The organism is Pseudomonas zeae (assembly GCF_014268485.2).
Taxonomy (GTDB): domain Bacteria; phylum Pseudomonadota; class Gammaproteobacteria; order Pseudomonadales; family Pseudomonadaceae; genus Aquipseudomonas; species Aquipseudomonas neuropathica.
In genome coordinates, this window is sequence record NZ_CP077090.1 from 3,828,611 (window position 1) to 3,847,844 (window position 19,234).

Below are 19,234 nucleotides of genomic sequence, written 5' to 3' on the forward strand. Positions count from 1 at the left end.
AGGGATCAGGATTGCATTTGGCGTCGGCTCTTGGCCAAAAGCCGTCAGTTGCAATTAAAACTAAACGGCTACGTGTTTACCCAACTCACTTTTACTGAAGGAGCTTCAAGGCGCGATCAAAGTCGAACAGCTCCACCTGCGCCGCGGCAAGTGCCAGACGTTCTGCCAACGCTCGATCGAGTGGCCTGTTGCGCAGGGCCGCCAGCACGTCCACAGCCGCCGTATCACCTTCGTCCAGAAGAACAATAAGCCTGTTCAGTTGCTCGCTGATTGCCGAGTCGTCCAGCAGGTCACCCTCCGTGGAGGCCAGTGTGTCCGCCTCAAGGTTCGCCAGGCTCGCGAGGGTCGGGAGCAAGTAATGCTCGACCTGCATCGCTAGCGCTTGCACGACCTCAGCCGGTTCGTTGTCCTGACAGGCCTGTTCTAACAACGTGCTGGCCTGCGCCACGGCCTTGGCGCCGATGTTGCCGGCGGTGCCGCGCAAGCTGTGCGCCAGTCGTGCGGCAGCAGCAGAATCCGGATCGATTCGTGCGGCCTGGAATTGCTCGGAAAAATCTTTCTGAGTATCGCGAAACTTGCAGAGCAGACGTAAGTAGAGATCCCGCCGCCCCATGCAGGTGGCGAGTCCCGCCGCCAGATCAATGCCCTCAAGACGATCTGGCAATCCATCGACCAAACCTGCGTTCAGCGAAGCTTGAGCGGCTCGTGGCTTGATCCATTTTGCCATTGTGGCGAACATGGTTTCGACGTTGAGTGGCTTGGAGATATGGTCGTTCATACCGCATTCGAGCGCGCGCTCGCGGTCACCGTCCATGGCGTTGGCGGTCATGGCGATCACTGGCAGAGTGCGGAAGCGCGGTTGCTGACGAATTTTCCGGGTGGCCGTGTAGCCATCCATCACCGGCATCTGGCAATCCATCAGCACGCCATCGAAGTCGTCATCCTCGCCGAGAATATCCAGGGCCTCTTGGCCGTGCGTGGCGAGTCGCAAGCGTATTCCGACGCTCTCCAGTAGCTCGCTGGCCAGTTCCTGATTCAGATCGTTGTCTTCGACCAGAAGCAGTCGCGCTCCATTGAGGCTGGCGACGGTGTTGGCATTGTGCAGGGAGCGTTCGCCAGCCCGAGTATCGCTGTGGGTGTCTCTGCCCAGCACGACACCGATGGCTTCAAGTAACGAGGACGGCGTGACAGGTTTGGTCAGTACCACCGGCAACTGGATGCCCTGGCGCTCGGCTTCTTCGCGGGCTTCTTCGCGGCCAAAAGCGGTCACCATGATCACCGATGGCGTGCGCATCAGGCTGGCGGAATGCATTCTGCTCACAGCCTCCATGCCATCCATGCCGGGCATCCGCCAGTCCATCAAGACCAGATCGTAAGGCAGCACCTTGTGCTCGGCGTCGGCCAACATGCGCAGCGCCAGACTACCGCTCTGCGCGACATCCACTTCCAGACCAAAGCTGCGCGCCATGCCCGAAAGGATTTCACGGGCACTGGCGTTATCATCCACGACAAGCACGCGCATGCCCAACAGCTCGCCAGCCTTGAACATGCGACGCGGCGGAACATTTTGCTGTACGCCGAGTTGTACCTGGAAGTGAAACGTGGAGCCGACTCCCGGTTGGCTTTCAACCCAGATTCGACCGGCCATCAGCTCCACCAGCCTCTTCGAGATGGACAATCCCAGCCCGGTGCCCCCGTACTTGCGAGTGATCGAACTGTCAGCCTGACTGAACGACTGGAACAGACGTGAACACTGCTCGACGGTCATGCCGATGCCCGTGTCGCGCACCCAGAAATGCAGTTGCACGTGTTCGTTGTGAGAAGCAACTTCTTCAACGCCGACCACGATGTCACCGTGCTCGGTGAACTTGGCCGCGTTGTTGCCGAGGTTGATCAGCACCTGCCCCAGCCGCAAGGGATCGCCCAGCAGTGCCGTGGGCAGGTCAGGCGGAATCTGAAACAACAACTCCAGCCCCTTGTCCTCGGTCTTCAAGCCGATCATGGCAGCGAAGCTGTCGAGTACATCTTCCAGACGGAACGGGATCTGTTCGAGACTCATTCGGCCGGCTTCGATTTTTGAGAAGTCGAGAATGTCGTTGATGATTCCCAGCAGGTTCTCCGCTGATCGGTGGACTTTTTCAATGTAGTTGCGCTGGCGCTTATCCAGTTCGGTACGCAGCGCCAGGTGGCTCATGCCGATGATGGCGTTCATCGGTGTTCGGATCTCATGGCTCATGTTGGCGAGAAACTCGCTCTTGGCCTGCGTGGCCTCCTCGGCCGCAGCCCTTGCCTCTGCCAGTGCGGTGACATCGATGTTGATGCCGGTTGCGCGCAATGGCTTGCCGTCAGGCGTGCGTGAAAAGCGATTCAGCGACCGGAACGTGCGCACCTGCCCATCGTTTTTACGCACAATCCGGAAGTCGAACTCGGCGCGATCATCGCCACTCTGGACGGCACTCTCGAACGTGCTGCTGACCCGCGCCAGGTCGTCGGGATGCACCAGTGCCTTCCAGTGCGCCAGCGTACCGCCGAAGCCGCCTGGCTCCAGACCAAACAGGACTTCAAGTTGGGGGGTCCAGTAATTTGTGCCACTGATCAGGTCGACGTCGAACAGCCCGATGTCACCGGACTCCTGCGCCAGATTCAGACGATCGCTGGCCGTGCGCAGCCTGGCTTCCATCGCCCTACGCTCACTGACATCGCGCACCGAGGCGCACACACAGACGCCACGCCCCTCCAGGCGCGGTAGATGGGAAAGGCCAATTTCTACGGAGAACAAACTGCCGTCTTTGCGTACGCCGCTCAGATCATCAAGATCGCCGCCCATCTGCCGGGTTCCGCCGCTGGCAATGAAGCCGTCGCGTAACCTGACATGGCGCTCGCGGGCAGCCTGCGGTACCAGACGCTCGATGCTGGCGCCAATCAGCTCGCCGGGGGCGTAGCCAAACAGGGTATCCATTTGCGGGTTGGTCATCAGGATGCGACCGTCGGCGCCCAGCACCAGCATGCCGTCCGGTGCTGCCTCGATGATGCCGCGGTACCAGGCTTCGGTGGCGCGCAATGCGGCCTGCTGGGCCTCCAGCTCGCTGGCCTGGTGCTCCAGTTGCAAAGCCTGCGCGCCCATTTCGTCTGCCTGACGGCGAGTTTCCAAGAGCAGCGCCTGAGCTGCCTCACTGCGTTCCATAATGGCCATGGCGCCGGCCAGCCGGGGCAGGACTTCTTGCAGTAGCAGCGCTTCATTCTCTTCCAGTTGGCGAAAACCGGCCATTTCCATCACCCCGAGCAGGCGTTCGCCACGCATCACGGGCTGAACCAACAGGACGCTGGCGGGGGCTGCGCCCAACGGCGTGCGCACATGCCAAAACGGCTCCGGTAGATCCTGAAGCTGGCGGGGCTGGCGATCCAGTGCGCACTGGCCAAGCAACCCTTCACCGAGATCAAGTTCAGCGGGGAGCGGGTGAACACTGTCCACCGCATAACCGCCAACCAGGCGCAGGCGTGCCGCGCCTTCATAGAGAACGTAAAGCGCTCCCTGGCACATGCCCAACTGCGGCGCGATGTGGCTGAAAAAAGCCTGGGCCAACTGCTGCGGCGTCTCCGCCTGTTGCAGATCCACTTGCAGGAGCGACGTGTGGTTTTTGATCCAGCGCTGGCGCTCAAGCTGACAAGCTTCCAACTGCAGCGTGGCGATGGCACGCGCCAGGTCGCCGGTTTCGTTGCGAAGATCGGTGTGCGGGATGTGACCGTCCAGCTTGCCGGACGCCAATTCGTCCACCGCCACGCGGACGCGATTCAACGGCACGCGAATGGAATAACTGACCAGCCAGGTCAACAGCAAGGCCAGCGTCGACCCACCCAGCAGCAAGATGGACGTAATCGCAGTACTTCGCTCTGCGTACTCCGCCAGGTTCTTCGCTGTATCGTGGATGTCGGCTTCCTTGTTTTTCTCGATCTTGTTGAGCAGCCCGTCGCCGCCCTGTTCCAGCGCAAGAAAATCTTTACTGTTGAGCAACATCAAGGCCTGACCCAAGGAACCCTTGCCGGCCAGCTCCAGCGCCTCATCGCCGTCTTTTTGCAGACGCTTTAATACCATTTCGAATTCCAGCAGGCTGCTGACGCTGCTCTGCCTGCGCAGCGTTGGACGAACCTGCTCCAGCGCTTCGTGGAGTCGCGCCTGGGCGACATCCATCTGGGCTCTGGCGCTGATACGGATGTCTGCGTTGTTGGTCGCGATTGCACGTTGCATGGCGAGCAACAGATGCGGCAACTGCACCCGGACCTCCTGCACATGCTGAATACCTACCAGATCCTGTTGGTACAACTGCTGCATTTCAGTTCTTAGCGAATACTGCGTGCGCAGGCTTTGCACGCCCAATATCAGGATCAATATCAGCAGCGCAGCGAAGCCGATGATCAATTTACTGCGCAGAGACAGGCGCTCGAGCATCTCGAACAGTCTGTTCATAAACGGCCTCTTTCAGCTGGATGTGCAGAGTAATGCGCGGGATTCAGGGACGTTCGGCAATCTGCTCAAGCAGTGCTAACTGCCTGGCCATGTCCTGGTCGCTGTCGGCAAAACGCTCGGCAATTGCGCGGAACTGCTCGGCATTGGCGAGAAACGCGTCACAGATGTCCGGATCAAAATGCGAGCCCCGGCCTTCGCCGATGATTTTCACCGCCTGCTCGTGAGGCATGCCGGGCTTGTACACGCGGCGGCTGATCAGCGCATCGTAGACATCTGCCACGGCCATTAACCTGGCGCTGATCGGGATATCGTCGGCGGCCACGCCTTGCGGATAGCCACTGCCATCCCACTTTTCCTGATGGCCGTAGGCGATTTCCTTGGCCAAATGAAGGAAATCGACGTTTATGCCTAATTGATCCTCCGCGTGCTGGATGGCGTCACGCCCCAATGTGGTGTGGGTCTTCATGATCTCGAATTCTTCAGCGGTGAGCCGTCCCGGTTTGAGCAGGATGCGATCGGGAATGCCAATCTTGCCGATATCGTGCAGCGGTGCCGATTTGAAGAGCAGCTTGATGCTGTCCTCGTCGAGAAAGTGCCGGAAGCGCGGGTGGTTTCGCAACAGTTCAGCCAGGCGTTTGATGTAGTGCTGGGTACGGCGAATGTGGTTGCCGGTTTCGTTGTCACGGGTTTCGGCCAGCGAAGCCATGGCGTGGATGGTGACATCCTGGATGGCGATCACCTCCTGGGTGCGGCGCTGCACTTCCCGCTCCAGAAACTCATTCTGATTGCGCAGGAAATCGGCAACGGACTTGAGCTTGATTTGGGTCTCGACCCTGGCCATGAGCACCGGGGGGATGATCGGCTTGGTGATGTAATCCGCAGCCCCGAGGCTCAAGCCGCGAATCTCGTCCTCCGTGGCGGTCATGGAGGTGAGGAAAATGATCGGTATATGGCGAATGCGAACGTCAAGCTTGAGCTGCTCGGCAACGTCATAACCGGACAGGCCCGGCATCATGATATCCAGCAGAATCAGATCGGGAAGCGGGTCGGCCTGAAGAAGGCGGAGGGCCTTTTCGCCGCTGTTGGCGGCCTTGACCCGATATTTGTCCTTCAGCAACTCGGCGATCAACATCAGGTTGTCGGGGGTATCGTCGACCACCAGAACGGTCGCTGATGGATAAACGCCCTGAGTGCTATCCATGGTTGTTGGCTCCCTTGCCAGACAATTAAGGAGTTGGCGCACTTGCACCAGTCTCATGCTGGCAAGCGTAGCTATAAAAGCTGCAATCGCTAGGCGGAGATCTGTAGGCTGGTTCCCAGCATCAGGTGGATGAATTCTGGCTAGAGCGCTCGTAAATTAACGAGCATGGGCTTCAGCGTCCGGTTCAGTTAGCGCGATAAAAGCCTTAACGTGCTGGGCGACGGCAAGCAACCCCATTCGATTTGACCGATATCGGATGGCTTGCACACTTCCCGGCACATCAATGATGGTCATTTTTCCCTATTGATTGATCGACGTGCCAAATGCAACGGCTCGGCAAAGGCGCCGGGCCGTGAAGAGCCGTGCTTAGAGGAACGTGAGGACAGCGTTGAACACCAGTGCCGCGACAAAGCCAAGTGGCGCTGCGCGAAACAGGAGCTGCTGGAACAGTGAGCTGCGACTCTGCTCCGTGACACATGAGCCTAATATCAAGCTACCACCAGAGGAGAACGGCGAGATGGAGGTGGCTTGAGCGCCAACGACAATGGCCACAAACAGGATCATCGGATCTAGCCCCAGTGCCGTGGCAAGCGGTGGCACCAATGGGAACAGCGCCGGCGTCACCACCCCCAGTGTGCTGGAGAACAGCGACATGAACGCCGCCACCACACCGAAGACAATCGGCACCATGATCGGCGCAATGCTATTGCCCATCCACGATGCCAGCAAGCCGATGGTCCCGGCCTTGATCGCAACCGAGATCAGCATGCCCACACCACAGATCATGATCAACGTGCCCCAAGGCACAGACGCCATTGCCTTGCGTTCGTCGCCCAGTTTCAGCAAGAGCGCGATCACCGAGAACAGGCTGGCGATCAAACCGATGTCCATCTTCGAATTGATGAAGCTCACCGTGGAATTTGCCGGGAAGACAATTTGCGCGACGGGGGCCGCCAGTACGATCACCATCATCGCTAACGTCAGCCACAGGGTGATTGTCTGCTCGCGGTTCAGTGGCGTCGGCACGGCGACCGCATAAGCGGACGCTTTCATCGCCTTGCCATGGCCGGTGAGAAACACCAATACCGAAATCACCGCCAGCGGTATCACCAGGGTACTGGCGAAAATCGCTGCGGCGTTGATGAAGGCCTCGTTTTCCGGGATGCCAGCATTGGCCATCAAGCCACGAAAAATGATTCCACTCTGGCTGGAGACGAAGTTGGCTCCGCTCAAGGCGCCATAGTTGACCGCCATGCCGCCCGTGATCAGGCTCATCCCGGTGCGCTCGCACAGCAGCAGCGTGATGGGCGCCATGAACGCCAGCACTGTGTAGTAGCCCGCCCCCATCGCCGAGATGGTGGTTGCCGTGAAGAAGACCGCGAACGGCAACAATTGAGGCATCGACCGGCATCGATAAATCAGATGCTCCGCCAATTTTTCAAGCGTGCCATTGACGGTGGCAAAACTATAGAACAGACAAACCGAGAAGATGATGAAGAAAATCTTCAACGGCCACAGGCTGATGACGTCGGACGGGCTCAACCCCATGCCGTAACAGCCGATCAGGTAAGCAAAAGCGATGGCGAACAGACCTATGTTGATCTTGGTCTTGTAACCCAGGGCAACGGCGACAACGATTGCCGCGACGACGAGCAGGCTCATCATGATGGAAGTCCTATTGTTGTTATTGATCGTTTAGCAGCGTATTTCGAAGCCAAACAGCTTCGCTGGGTTGTCCTTCAGCACATGCGCCCGCTCGGCCGCGTCCGGCAGCAAGCCTTCGAGGAAAGCCACTTGCCGGGAATAGTCCGTCTGCTGTTCATACTGAGTGTTGGGCCAATCGCTGCCCCAGACGAGTCGCTGGAGACCGCCACTCGCGTCGCGCAACAGCGCCAGCCCATGCGATGCCTGGGCAAGATCGGATCGACTGCGGTACGGGGCGGACAACTTGAGCCACACCCCGTCATCCTTCAGCAACTCAAGAAACGCCTGATGGTTGGGGTTCCCGGCATCGATGCCCCCCGTCGGCAGGCCGAAATGATCGATGACCACGGTCACACCGCAGGCCCTGATGGCCGATACGATCGGCGCCAGGTCATCGATGCCGCGCTGAACTTCAACTTGCCATCCCCGCAGCGCCAACCGCTGGAACAGAGTGGTCCAGGCTGGGCCGCTGTAATCCGCCAGCGCCTTGCCAATGAGATTCAAACGGATACCAACCACACCCGCTTCGGCCAATTCGTCCAGCAGGGTTTCGCTGACGTCGACATCCACCACCGCCACCCCACGCAAGCGCTGCGGATAACGGCGCAACGCGTCGAGCATGAAGTGATTGTCGGTGCCCAGAAAGCTCGGCTGAATCAATACGCCGTGTGAAAAACCGTGGCGATCCAGGTGATCCACGTATTGCTCCACCAAAGCGTTGTAACGCGGGCTGTAGCGACGGTTGGCAACCATCGGCAGATCCTGGCGGAAGACGTGGGCGTGCGTGTCCACACCGGTGAAGGCAGGAGGGTGAAGGCTGGTCATAAACAGATAACCCCGTTCGTTTGTTGTTATGGAGAATCACCTGCCGCCATGAGAAATCAGGTTATTTGGCCCAATCCTGCAATCGTCAGCACGTGTACAGAAGCTTAAATTCATATATATGACTAGATCACCATATATTCAGAGATGGATATCTGTCAAACCTCACGCAGGTGCTAAAGTGGCTGCGCATGCCGAAAAGGAATCAAAGAAAAATGAACGCCCCTACCCTCGGATACGACGAGCGCTTGCCGCTCTATCAGCGCCTGCGAGAAGAAATGCTCGCCAAGATCGCCACCGGCGAATGGATGCCAGGCGCGCCCATCCCCACGGAGGCCGAGCTCACCAAACACTATGGTGTAGCCATCGGCACGGTACGAAAGGCCGTGGACACACTGGTCAATGAGGGCCTGCTCCTGCGCAGCCAGGGCCGGGGCACCTATGTGCGCCGTCCCAACTTCGATGCCTCACTGGCGCGATTCTTCAGGCAAGTGAATGCCGCTGGCGGGCGCGAAATACCGACCAGCCGCATCCTGGCAAAGAGCCGGCAAAAACCCTCTCAACCTGTGGCAACAGCCCTGAAATTGCAGGGCGACGAAGACGTCGTGCACCTGGAACGGCTGCGGATGGTTGAAAGCCGCACACTGTTTCACGAGGATATCTGGCTCCCCGCCACACGGTTCGGCGTATTGCTGGAAATTGAATCCGAAAGCTTCGGCGAACTGCTCTACCCGTTTTATGAAACCCAGTGCGGACAATGTATCGGCTCGGCGACAGAGACCCTCACCGTAGAGCAAGCCGACCGGGCCACCGCCAAAACCCTTTCAATCAAAGAAGGCGCCCCGGTCGTCACCATCGAGCGCACCGCCCTCGGCTATGACCGCTCCCCGCTCGAATACCGAATTTCCCGCGCGGCGGCCGAGGGGTTCAGGTACCAGATCGATATCTCATGAGCCCAGTGACAAGGGCTCCCACGCCCTAGCAGCCGAGGGTGTCGAGGTTACGCCGGCGGTCCAACCGGGGGCGTAACCGGCTTGTTCAGGCTCAACCTGAGCCGGACTGGAGATGTGTTTCTACCTGGTGATCCCGTTCCTGCTCATCTACAGACTACGGGGCGCGGCCTTCGCCTTGTCGGTTGCGGTCTTCATCCCCGCCTGCCTTGGATTCATCAACACCGACTACTACGGCTACCGTCTGTTGCCGGGTGTCCTGTTCATCTTCCTGTGCGGCAGCTACCTCTATAAACCGCAGACGAAGGGTTTCGCGATTGCTGGCGGTACCGCTGTGGCAGCGGCATTGATCTTTGCGGCGATCATGATGGGCTGGATCGAACGTCGGCCGTTCACCGCCGAAGTGGCCGCCGGCATTGCCCTGGGCATCCCTGCCGTGTACGGGCTGACAACACTAAAATTTCACCGGATTGACGAGTTTCTCGGGAACATCAGCTATGGCGTATTCCTCAATCACTTCGTGGTGATTTACTTCCTGCACGGCCTCTGGCCGATCACCTCATTCGATTGGTCCAAGGTTGCAACGGTGTTGGTGCTGTCGTTCTTGCTCAGTGGTGTTTCGTATTACTGCGTCGAGCGGCCAGCGTTGAAGTATCGGCATAAACTTCGGGCCGGCTCCAAGGATCGAGTGGGGGCCGTTCGGGCAAGTGAGGCAACGGCTTGACGGCGACAGGCGACAGATCGCGCTGCTGAACGTGGTCTGTCTCTCACATTCATGTGCCTAAGCGAGCGCGGTCATTCGCGAACCACTGCTGGCGGCGCTATGATCGCAACACCCGACGTCTTGAACACAAAACCCATGCCCACGCCAAAAACCCGCCCTACCCCCGCCCCGTTCCTCAACCCCGGCGAATCCGTGGTCCTGTTCGATGGCGTGTGCAAACTCTGCAACGGCTGGGCGCGTTTTTTGATTCGTCATGATCATCAACGTCGCGTGCGTCTGGCAGCGGTGCAGTCGCCGGAGGGACAAGCCTTGCTCGCGTGGGCCGGCCTGCCAGTCGACCAATTCGACACCATGGCGGTAATCCGTGACCGTCACTACTGGGAACGTTCAGACGCGTTCTTCGAAGTCATCAGCCAACTACCCGCCCGCTGGCAGGCATTGCGGCTGCTACGTGTATTCCCGCGCGGCCTGCGCGACTGGGCCTACGACCGCATCGCGCTGAACCGCTACCGACTGTTCGGCAAGTACGACACCTGCCTGCTGCCAACCCCGGATCATCAACAGCGCTTTCTGAAAATAACTACGCCAGAAAGCTAATCAACTGCACCGGTGTCATCTTCGTCACCATCATCAGCACGATGACAAACATTCCGGCAAACCCGAGCACGCCCATCCAGAACCACTTCCGGTAAACGGCTTGATACTGCTCATCAAGCCCCGTCCCCGCCTCGCTCGCACTCGACGCCATCACATACAGGCGCTTCTGCAGGAGCAACACCGGCAGCCACAGCGAGCCGACGCAGAAGAAGACAATCAGCGAGGTCAGCACCCACTCGGTGCTCATCGACAACCCCGAAAGCCGCATCAGCAGATAACCGGTGATGATCTGCACAAACCCGGCCGGCGTGGTGATCCAGGTGTCGAAGCGCACCACCATGCGCGCGACGTGCGCTATCACGTACGGATTGCCGGTGCGGCTGGCGGCGATCAGGTAGAGGTAGGAGCCCATGCCGAAACCGAACAGGAAGATCGCGGCGATGATGTGCAGGTACTTGAGGCACAGGTAGAGCATGTCAGCGCTGCCCGTCCGAAAAATGCACGGCCAGGCTCAGGTTGTCCGGGTCGTTGATCGCGGCCATGTACTCGGCGACGCTGATTTCGCCCACGCACGGTCTGGCGCCGGCGGTTGGCACGTAACCCTGGGCCATTTTCGTGGCCAGGGCCACGGCGGCGCAGCTGGGGATCTCCGGGCCTTTGTCGTTCAAAGCGGTGAGTTGCGCGGTCATCGACAGCGGTTTGCCATCAACACCAAGGCCCTGCACGTCGATGTACATCGCACTTTTGCCATCGCCGAATCGCTCAAATCGCATGCCCAACCGATGCAGTCTTCCGGCCCACAAGGCATGGTCGCGCACCAGCCCGACTTTCAGCGCCTGCGCCAGCAAGCCGTTGGCGATACCGCCGAGCTTGAGACCGGCGCCGGCCTTGAAGCTCAGGGTTTGCGCACCATAACGACCGGCGAAGATGTCCATGTCCGGGACATCGACGTTGGCCAGCAATCGCGTGCCCATCTGCGGCATCTTGCGCAGGGTCAGGTCCAGCCAGCCCGACACTTCATGGACTTTGCCGTTCTTGAGTTGCTTGATCGGTTTGCCGGCATAAGCCAGGACACCTTCGATGGTCGATAACCCGGGCATTTTCGCCGAGGAAGAGATGCCATGCTTGATCGAGTCAATGCGCGAAAAGCGCTGGCGCTGCTCATCAATGATCGCTGAAGACAGTGTCGGCACCGAGCTGCAACCACTGAGGATCGCCACGCCCGCTTGTTTCGCCCGCGCGTCGAGCACGTCGATGCCGTTGACGAAGGTGCGGCAGTCCGCGAGGTCGCAGTAGTTCACGCCGGCATCGATGCAACGCTGCGCAACGGCATAAGCTTGCCCCTGAAACGGCCCGCCGGTATGGACGACCAACTGAATGCTCAGCGCACGCAAAGCGGCTTCGAACTCCGTCCCCATGGCATCGCCGCACCAGCCTTCGCAGACGTTTCCCGAATGGCTGTTGAGCTCATCGAGTTTGCGCTGCAACTTGCGCGGATCACGACCCGACAGCACCAGCCCGATGTCCGGCATCAGCGCCAGATGTCTGCACACGATGCTGCCGAAATTTCCGTAGCCCCCGACCACCATCACCCTGAACGGCATGCAATTCTTCCCTAAGTCATTTCATCAAACAGGCGGGAAGGATATAGGGCCGAACGTCAGCAGGCCATTCAGATCAGTTGTTCGCCAGCCGACGCGATCCATTTGCGCAGCAGACAGCCAGAGTGTGCCGTCGCGATTGTTGGTTGATGAAAGACGCAACACACGACGTGAAAACTCAGCAATTCCAGGGGGCTTCGGCGTCGGCGTCGATGCCGTATTTCGCCCGAGCCTGGGCATGTGCCTGCGGATCGAGCGAAGCAAGCGCCGCCAAAACGATGTGATAGCGATCCACTTCAAAGAAGCTGCGCAACGCCGAACGTGTGTCGCTGCGTCCAAATCCGTCGGTGCCCAGGCAGATGCACGGCGCCTGTAAATACGGCACCACCAATTGTGCATAGGCACGCACGTAATCACTGGCCGCCACGACTGGAGCGTTACCGGGCAGACAATGCAGCAGGTGACTCTGGCACTCGACATCGCCGCCGAACACTTGCTGACGCTGCACCTCGCGGGCATCCCGGGCGAGTTCGGAGAAGCTGGTCACGCTCCACACTTCGCTGCTGACTTGCCACTCTTGATCCAGCATGTGCGCAGCGGCAATCACCTCGCGCAGAATCGCTCCCGAACCCAGTAAACGAACCGCCGGTACCTCCTCGCCATAGCGCGCATAGAGGCGCATGCCGCGAATCACGTCCGCGTGTTCGTCTGGTTCAAGTGAGGCCTGAACGTAGTTCTCGTTGGTTACCGTCAGGTAATAGAACTCATCCTCTTGCTGCTCCAGCATGCGCCGGGCGCCATGGTCGATGATCACCGCCGCCTCGCTGGCAAATGCCGGGTCGTAGGCGCGGCAGTTGGGCACAGTGGCTGCCATCAACTGACTGGAGCCGTCCTGATGCTGCAGTCCTTCACCCGCCAGCGTTGTGCGCCCCGATGTGGCGCCGATCAAAAAGCCTCTGGCGCGCTGGTCGGCCGCTGCCCAGATCAGGTCGCCAATGCGCTGAAAGCCGAACATCGAGTAGTAAATGTAGAACGGCAACATCGGCTCGCCATTGACGCTGTAGGACGTCGCCGCAGCGATCCAGGAAGAAATCGCGCCGGCTTCGGTGATGCCTTCTTCGAGCAGTTGCCCGTCGGTCGATTCCTTGTAATAGAGCAGCGCGCCGGCATCTTCTGGCTCGTACAACTGGCCGACGGATGAATAAATCCCGATCTGCCGGAACAGATTCGCCATGCCGAATGTACGCGCTTCATCGGCGACTATCGGCACAATGCGCGGCCCCAATTGTTTGTCCCTGATCAGATGGGTAAACAGTCGCACCACCGCCATGGTCGTCGAGTTTTCACGCTCATCGGCCTTCAGCGCAAAACGGCCATAGCTGTCGAGCGGTGGCACGGCTATTGGTGCAGCCACACCGTTGCGCTTGGGCAAGTAACCACCGAGTGCCCGTCGCTGCTGATGCAGGTATCGCAACTCGGGGCTGTCGTCGGCCGGTTTGTAGAAGCGCATTTCTGCCACGGCCTCATCATCCAGCGGCAAGGCGAAACGATCACGGAATGCCTTGAGCACCTCGATATCGAGTTTTTTCTGCTGGTGCGAGGTGTTGCGCGACTCGCCGATCTGGCCCATGCCGAAACCTTTCTTGGTTTTGGCGAGCACCACGGTCGGCCTGCCCTTGTGCTTGCGCGCGGCCTCGAACGCGGCATGCAACTTACGAAAGTCGTGACCGCCCCGGCGCAACGCGTCGATCTGCTCCGGGCTCATGTCTGCAACCAACGCCTGCAACTGCGGATCCTGGTCGAAGAAATGGCTGCGGTTATACGCACCGTCATTGGCCCCCAGATTCTGGTACTCGCCATCCACCATCCCGGCGAAGTGGCGCAACAGTGCATGGCCGTCATCGCGGGCAAACAATGGGTCCCAGTCCGAACCCCACAGCACCTTGATCACATTCCAGCCGGCGCCGCTGAACAGTGACTCCAGTTCCTGAACGATTTGCCCGTTGCCGCGTACGGGGCCGTCGAGACGCTGCAGGTTGCAGTTGATCACGAAGGTGACGTTGTCGAGATTCTCCCGCGCTGCCAGCGAAAGCGCGGCGATGGACTCCGGCTCGTCCATCTCGCCATCACCAAAGACGCCCCAGACATGCCGCCCCTCCGTCGAGGCAATCCCACGGTGCTGCAAATACCGCAGGAACCGCGCCTGGTAAATCGCATTGATCGGGCCAATACCCATTGAGCCCGTGGGAAACTGCCAGAAGTCGGGCATCAGCCAAGGATGCGGATAGGAACACAATCCGCCGCCCTTCACTTCTTGCCGGTAACGCTCCAGTTGCGACGCCTGCAAACGCCCTTCAAGAAAGGCCCGCGCGTACACGCCGGGGGCAGAGTGCGCCTGGAAGTAAACCAGATCACCGCGCCCGGCTTCGCTGTCCGCACGGAAAAAGTGATTGAAGCCGACCTCGAAAATTTCCGCCGCCGAGGCGTAACTGGCGATGTGACCACCCAATTCGCCATAGGCCTTGTTCGCCTTCGCCACCATGGCCAGGGCGTTCCAGCGAATGATCGAGGTGATGCGCTCCTCCATCACCAGATCCCCGGGATAAACCGGCTGCTGTTCGAGCGCGATGGTGTTCTGGTACAGCGAATACGCACTCGCCGTCGTTTGCACGCCGAGACGGCTGGCCTGCTCGGCCAGTCGCAGCAGCAAGAACCGCACGCGCGGTCTGCCGCCGACTTTCGCGACACCTGCCAGGGCTTCCAGCCACTCGTTGGTTTCAATGGCATCGATGTCTTCGTGAACCGGCGTACCGTGGGTTGGCCGTTGCGCGGTATCTTTCATGGCTGCACACCCTGACAGGTTGAATGGGCGACTGGATCAGTTCGACACGTGCTCAAGAAATATCAGTTGCAACGGCTCTTCCAGCAGGTCATCCGCCGCGGCGGCAAAGCGCTTGAAGTAAGGCATGGCGAAATGCGCATCCAGTGCCGCCTGATCCTTGAAGGCCTCGCGCATGTAGAACGTGCCGCGCTGGTCGCGCAGTTCAAACAACACATAGTCGAGATTGCCCGGCTCTGCGCGTGTCGGCTCAACCAGCGCCAGCAAGCCTTCTTTCAAGGCCTGTTCCTGGCCTGACCTGGCCTTGAGCACGGCAATCGAGATCAATGTTTCTGTGGACTGGCTCATCTTCAATACTCCTGGGACCGGCTGCATTCAGAGAAAGGTAAACAGCGACTGGGACGGCAAGCGGGACTTGGGCAGGCCTGCGTTGAAGTCTTCGCTGCTGTGATAGCCCAGGCTCACCACGACCAGACTGGTGAAGCCCTGTTCGCGCAGGCCCAGTTCACTGTCGAGGACTTTGCTGTCGAAACCTTCCATCGGCGTCGCGTCGATACCCAGCGAGGCGGCACCCAGCAGCAATGTGCCCAGCGCGAGGTAGGTCTGCTTTTCCATCCAGTGCTGCAGGTCTTTCTGATCGAAGCGATGCAGATCGACAAAACCGCGCCGTCCACGCTCCTGCCCTGCTCGCGCCTCGGCATTGTGAAAGCGCCCGTCCATGGCTTCCTGAGCCAGCAACGCCTGCAGGTATTCCTCGGGCAGATGCGTGCGAGTGCAAAAGACGATGACGTGCGACGCGTTGAGTATTTTCGGCTGGTTGAAGCTGAACGGCCCCTGAGTACTGTGGGCGATTCGCGCACGGCTCTGATCACTCTCGGCAACCACGAAATGCCAAGGCTGGGAGTTGACCGACGACGGGCTGTTGCGCAGTTGTTCCAGCAGCAACTCCAGTGTGTGCCTGGGAATCTTGCGCTCGGCATCGAAAACTTTTGTGGTGAAACGGCGCTTGGCCAGAGAAACGAGATCCATGATTGAACTCCTGATCTGAAAAGTGAAAGCGTAGAACTCAATGCCGCTTGGAAATCAGCGCGTCGGCGCCGGCGCTGCGTCGATCTTCAGACGCATCAGGCTGTAAGGTTTTTGCCGCTGATCCTGCCCGGAACGGAATGCCGCCTGGCGGTGCAACTGGTTGGCGATGAAATACAGATAGCCGTCGGGGCCAATCGACAATGTGTCTGGCCAGAGCAGGCGCGGGTCGTGTACCAGCGTTTGCCATTGGCCGTCCGGCAGACGCTTGCGGATCGAGTTGTGCTCGTAATCGCCGGCATAGACGGCGCCGGCGGCGTCAGCCTCCAGACCATCGGACGCGCCCTTCTCCCCCAGATCCTGCACGGCGGCCGTCAGTTGCTGTTCACTGAAGTTGGCATCACGCAGCAACGCGGTGGACACCGAATACAGGTGCCGACTCGACAGCGGTGTGAAATACAGTGTCTTGCCGTCCGCCGACAGCGCGATGCCGTCCGAGGCCACGCCCAACGGTTTGCGCTTGCCGTCCGGACCTTCAACGGTGAGTGGCAGGCCTTCAACCACCGGGACAAACGTCGGGTCAACCGAGGTCGCCGGCACACCGCTCAAACGGCGCATGGCACTGCCGCTGGCGATGTCCATGACGATGATCGCGCCCGGTCCGCGCAGTGACGAGTCACTGAGATAGACCGTTCCCTCCGGGCCTGTGCGAAAGTCGAAACGCATGTCGTTAACGTAGGTACTCGGCAACATGACGTTGTCCGGGAACACCAGGCGCTTGACGATCTGGTTGCTGACCAGATCCACTGCGATCAGCTTCGCGCCTTTGGGTTTCGGGTCTGCGAAACCCGGCGCGGCGGTATCGAGCAACCAGACACGGCCCCGCCCGTCGGCCACAACGCTCTGTACGCTGATCAGACCATCACTGGGATCGTTGAGGTTTTCCTGGTTGATCGCCGCGTTCGGGTAAGCCACGACTTTGCCGTCGCGGATCTCGCCCACGGTGAACGGCACGTTGTCGCCCCAACGCGGGAAGTTGACGAAGATTCGCCCGGTCTCGGTGACGGTCACGCCGGTGGGCATCGCGTCGTAGAACGCATGGACCTGTTCGAGCTTGCCGAAGGATCGGTCGGCGGGGGCATTGGCCGGCAACGGCACGGCGCTGATTGCATGGGCGAACGGCGCTGCCATGACCATGACCAATGCAGCAGAAAGCTTTTTCATACGCATGAGCTGCTCCTGACCGGCCCGCGTGCAGGCCCGTCTGAATGAGTGAAATCAGAAACCTTCGAGTACCAGTTTGCCTCGGGCCTTGCCGCTCTCGACCAAGGCATGGGCACGGCGCATGTTTGCCGCGTTGATCGCGCCAAAATGTTCACCGACGGTCGTTTTCAAAATGCCCCGGTCAATCAGATCGCTGACGCGATTGAGCAGGTGATGCTGCTCAATCATGTCCGGGGTTTCGTACAGCGAACGGGTGAACATCAGCTCCCAGTGCAGCGACAGCGACTTGCGCTTGAGCGGCATCACATCGAGGCTCTCAGGATCGTCGATCACGCCCAGACGCCCTTGTGGTTGGAGCACTTCGATCAGCTGCGCAAAATGCTCCTCGGTATGGGTCAGGCTGGCGACGTGGCTGACCTCGTCGATGCCCAGTGCCTGCAACTGTGCAAGCAGCGGCTGACTGTGATCGAGGACGTGATGCGCGCCCAATTGCCGGACCCAGTCAGCCGTTTCCTGCCGCGAGGCGGTGCCGATGACGGTCAGCTGCGTCAACTGTCTGGCCAGTTGCACCAGCATCGAACCGACGCCGCCCGCTGCCCCCGTGATCAACAGGCACTTGCCCTGCCCTGAACCTTCGGTGACACCGAGACGGTCGAACAACAGTTCCCAGGCGGTGATCGAGGTCAACGGCAATGCCGCGGCATCCGCAGCACTTAACGAACGCGGTTTGTGCCCGACGATTCGCTCGTCCACCAGGTGAAATTCGCTATAACTGCCGGTGCGGGCAAGGGAGCCTGCGTAGAACACTTCGTCGCCAGGCTGAAACAGCGTCACTTCAGCCCCGACCTCGCGGACAATACCGGCGGCATCCCAGCCGAGGATTTTCGGTTCTTTGGTGAAAGTGCCGGCGCGTACTTTGGTATCGACCGGATTGACCGACACCGCACGAACTTCTACGAGCAAATCCCGGGGGCCGGGAGTTGGCACCGGAAGGTCGATGTCCTGCAACGATTGCGGGTCTTCAATGGGCAAAGCGTGTTGGGTGAAGGTGATGGCTTTCATGGAAACTCGCTGTCTGAAGAGCTGATGTGCTCGCTTGGCGCCATCTTCGACTTCCCAAGCACAAAGAAAAACCAGCAGAATGCGCCAACACTTTCACTGCAGGAGTGAAAATGATCCGCATCGATGATCTTGGTTTGTTCACCCGCAGCGCCGCGCTGGGCAGCTTCACCGCTGCCGCCCATGAGGCGGATTTATTGCCCGGTCAGGTTGCCGCGGCGATCAAGCGTCTGGAGCGTGAGCTGGACGTGCGTCTGTTTGCGCGCACCACCCGCAGCCTGCGATTAACCGCCGAGGGCGAGCAATACTTGCCCACCGCCCACTCGGTGCTGGAGGCGCTCAAGCAAGGCAAGGAAAACCTGCGCGGTGAAAACGCCACGTTGCGCGGCGTGTTGCAAGTGACGGCGCCGTCCGATCTGGGGCGCAACATTTTGCTGCCGTGGCTCACACTGTTTCGCCGCCAGCACCCGGAACTGACCTTGCGCTTTTCCCTGTCGGACCAGATGGCCGACTTGTTTCGTGACCCGGTAGACGTGGCGATTCGATACGGCTCGAATGAAGACGCCAACTACGTGGCGCTGCCGCTGGCACCGTGGAACCGGCGGGTACTGGTCGCCGCACCGGAATACGTGGAGCGCCACGGATACCCGCAAACGCCGGATGATCTGCACAACCACGCTTGCCTGCTCTACCAGCAAGGCGGCCGGATCTACGACAAGTGGAGTCTGGGCAGTGAAACGATCCAGGTCTCGGGACCGATGTTCAGCGACGACGCCGACATCGTGCGCCGCTGGGCGTTGAGCGGCGAAGGCATCGCCAACAAATCCTGGCTGGACGTCAGTGCAGACGTGATCGCAGGACGACTGGTCGTGCTACTGAAGGATTTTCCCGGCAATGCCTCACCGTTGAGTCTGGTGTGCCCGCATCGCAAGCAGATCACCCCGGCGGTGTCTCAGCTTTATGCGTGGTTGAGTGGCCAGTTTGTCGCTCTGGAACGCATCCAATAGCTCCCCTGGTGGTTG

14 protein-coding genes and 1 pseudogene are annotated in these 19,234 nt (G+C 59.7%); 4 read left to right on the forward strand and 11 right to left on the reverse strand.

Annotated features, from left to right (window positions below; translation table 11 throughout):
* Positions 1 to 91: 91 nt before the first annotated feature.
* From HU754_RS16775 to HU754_RS16790, 4 genes are all read right to left on the reverse strand, one after another.
* The gene (locus HU754_RS16775) at positions 92 to 4,465 is read right to left on the reverse strand and encodes a response regulator (RefSeq protein ID WP_186624197.1); all 4,374 of its coding nucleotides are present in this window, start codon (positions 4,463 to 4,465) and stop codon (positions 92 to 94) included.
* Between the two features lie 43 nt (positions 4,466 to 4,508).
* The gene (locus HU754_RS16780; RefSeq protein WP_186624196.1) at positions 4,509 to 5,666 is read right to left on the reverse strand and encodes an HD-GYP domain-containing protein; all 1,158 of its coding nucleotides are present in this window, start codon (positions 5,664 to 5,666) and stop codon (positions 4,509 to 4,511) included.
* A gap of 366 nt (positions 5,667 to 6,032) precedes the next feature.
* Positions 6,033 to 7,331: an SLC13 family permease gene (locus HU754_RS16785; protein ID WP_093433350.1), complete on the reverse strand. Its 1,299-nt coding sequence runs from the start codon at positions 7,329 to 7,331 to the stop codon at positions 6,033 to 6,035.
* 30 nt (positions 7,332 to 7,361) lie between these two features.
* Positions 7,362 to 8,195: an amidohydrolase family protein gene (locus tag HU754_RS16790; protein ID WP_093433353.1), complete on the reverse strand. Its 834-nt coding sequence runs from the start codon at positions 8,193 to 8,195 to the stop codon at positions 7,362 to 7,364.
* A gap of 212 nt (positions 8,196 to 8,407) precedes the next feature.
* On the opposite strand from HU754_RS16790, the gene HU754_RS16795 reads away from it, so the two are divergent.
* The 3 genes and pseudogenes from HU754_RS16795 to HU754_RS16805 all read left to right on the forward strand — a co-directional run bounded on the left by HU754_RS16795 (position 8,408) and on the right by HU754_RS16805 (position 10,463).
* Positions 8,408 to 9,145 (forward strand): GntR family transcriptional regulator, encoded by a 738-nt coding sequence (locus tag HU754_RS16795; RefSeq protein ID WP_093433356.1) that lies wholly within the window; start codon positions 8,408 to 8,410, stop codon positions 9,143 to 9,145.
* A gap of 103 nt (positions 9,146 to 9,248) precedes the next feature.
* Positions 9,249 to 9,866: pseudogene (locus HU754_RS16800) on the forward strand (acyltransferase family protein); the annotation flags it as partial.
* Between the two features lie 135 nt (positions 9,867 to 10,001).
* Positions 10,002 to 10,463 carry a thiol-disulfide oxidoreductase DCC family protein gene (locus tag HU754_RS16805; protein WP_186624195.1) on the forward strand — a complete coding sequence of 154 codons (462 nt, stop codon included), beginning with the start codon at positions 10,002 to 10,004 and terminating at the stop codon, positions 10,461 to 10,463.
* Here HU754_RS16805 and HU754_RS16810 read toward each other — a convergent pair.
* The 7 genes from HU754_RS16810 to HU754_RS16840 form a co-directional block, all read right to left on the reverse strand.
* Positions 10,447 to 10,938, reverse strand: coding sequence for a DUF2269 family protein (locus HU754_RS16810; protein WP_186624194.1), 492 nt, complete (start codon positions 10,936 to 10,938; stop codon positions 10,447 to 10,449). The two genes, HU754_RS16805 and HU754_RS16810, sit on opposite strands and share 17 nt — an antisense overlap.
* A 1-nt stretch (position 10,939) precedes the next feature.
* On the reverse strand, positions 10,940 to 12,067 hold the full coding sequence (locus HU754_RS16815; RefSeq protein WP_186624193.1) for a saccharopine dehydrogenase family protein: 1,128 nt from the start codon (positions 12,065 to 12,067) through the stop codon (positions 10,940 to 10,942).
* A 175-nt stretch (positions 12,068 to 12,242) separates the two neighbouring features.
* Positions 12,243 to 14,906: an alpha-ketoglutarate dehydrogenase gene (gene mdeB / locus HU754_RS16820; protein WP_186624192.1), complete on the reverse strand. Its 2,664-nt coding sequence runs from the start codon at positions 14,904 to 14,906 to the stop codon at positions 12,243 to 12,245.
* A gap of 36 nt (positions 14,907 to 14,942) precedes the next feature.
* A complete protein-coding gene (locus HU754_RS16825; protein WP_095049901.1) occupies positions 14,943 to 15,251 on the reverse strand; it encodes a putative quinol monooxygenase in 309 nt (102 codons plus the stop codon).
* Positions 15,252 to 15,278: 27 nt separating this feature from the next.
* Entirely contained in the window at positions 15,279 to 15,932 is a 654-nt protein-coding gene (gene nfsB / locus HU754_RS16830; RefSeq protein WP_099758926.1) for an oxygen-insensitive NAD(P)H nitroreductase, read from the reverse strand.
* Positions 15,933 to 15,986: 54 nt separating this feature from the next.
* Complete coding sequence (locus HU754_RS16835) at positions 15,987 to 17,159, reverse strand: L-dopachrome tautomerase-related protein (protein WP_186624191.1); 1,173 nt, start codon at positions 17,157 to 17,159, stop codon at positions 15,987 to 15,989.
* 48 nt (positions 17,160 to 17,207) lie between these two features.
* Positions 17,208 to 18,215 carry a zinc-binding alcohol dehydrogenase family protein gene (locus HU754_RS16840; protein WP_186624190.1) on the reverse strand — a complete coding sequence of 336 codons (1,008 nt, stop codon included), beginning with the start codon at positions 18,213 to 18,215 and terminating at the stop codon, positions 17,208 to 17,210.
* 110 nt (positions 18,216 to 18,325) lie between these two features.
* Here HU754_RS16840 and HU754_RS16845 point away from each other — a divergent pair, with 110 nt between their 5' ends.
* Entirely contained in the window at positions 18,326 to 19,219 is an 894-nt protein-coding gene (locus HU754_RS16845) for a LysR family transcriptional regulator (protein ID WP_093433378.1), read from the forward strand.
* Positions 19,220 to 19,234: the final 15 nt, after the last annotated feature.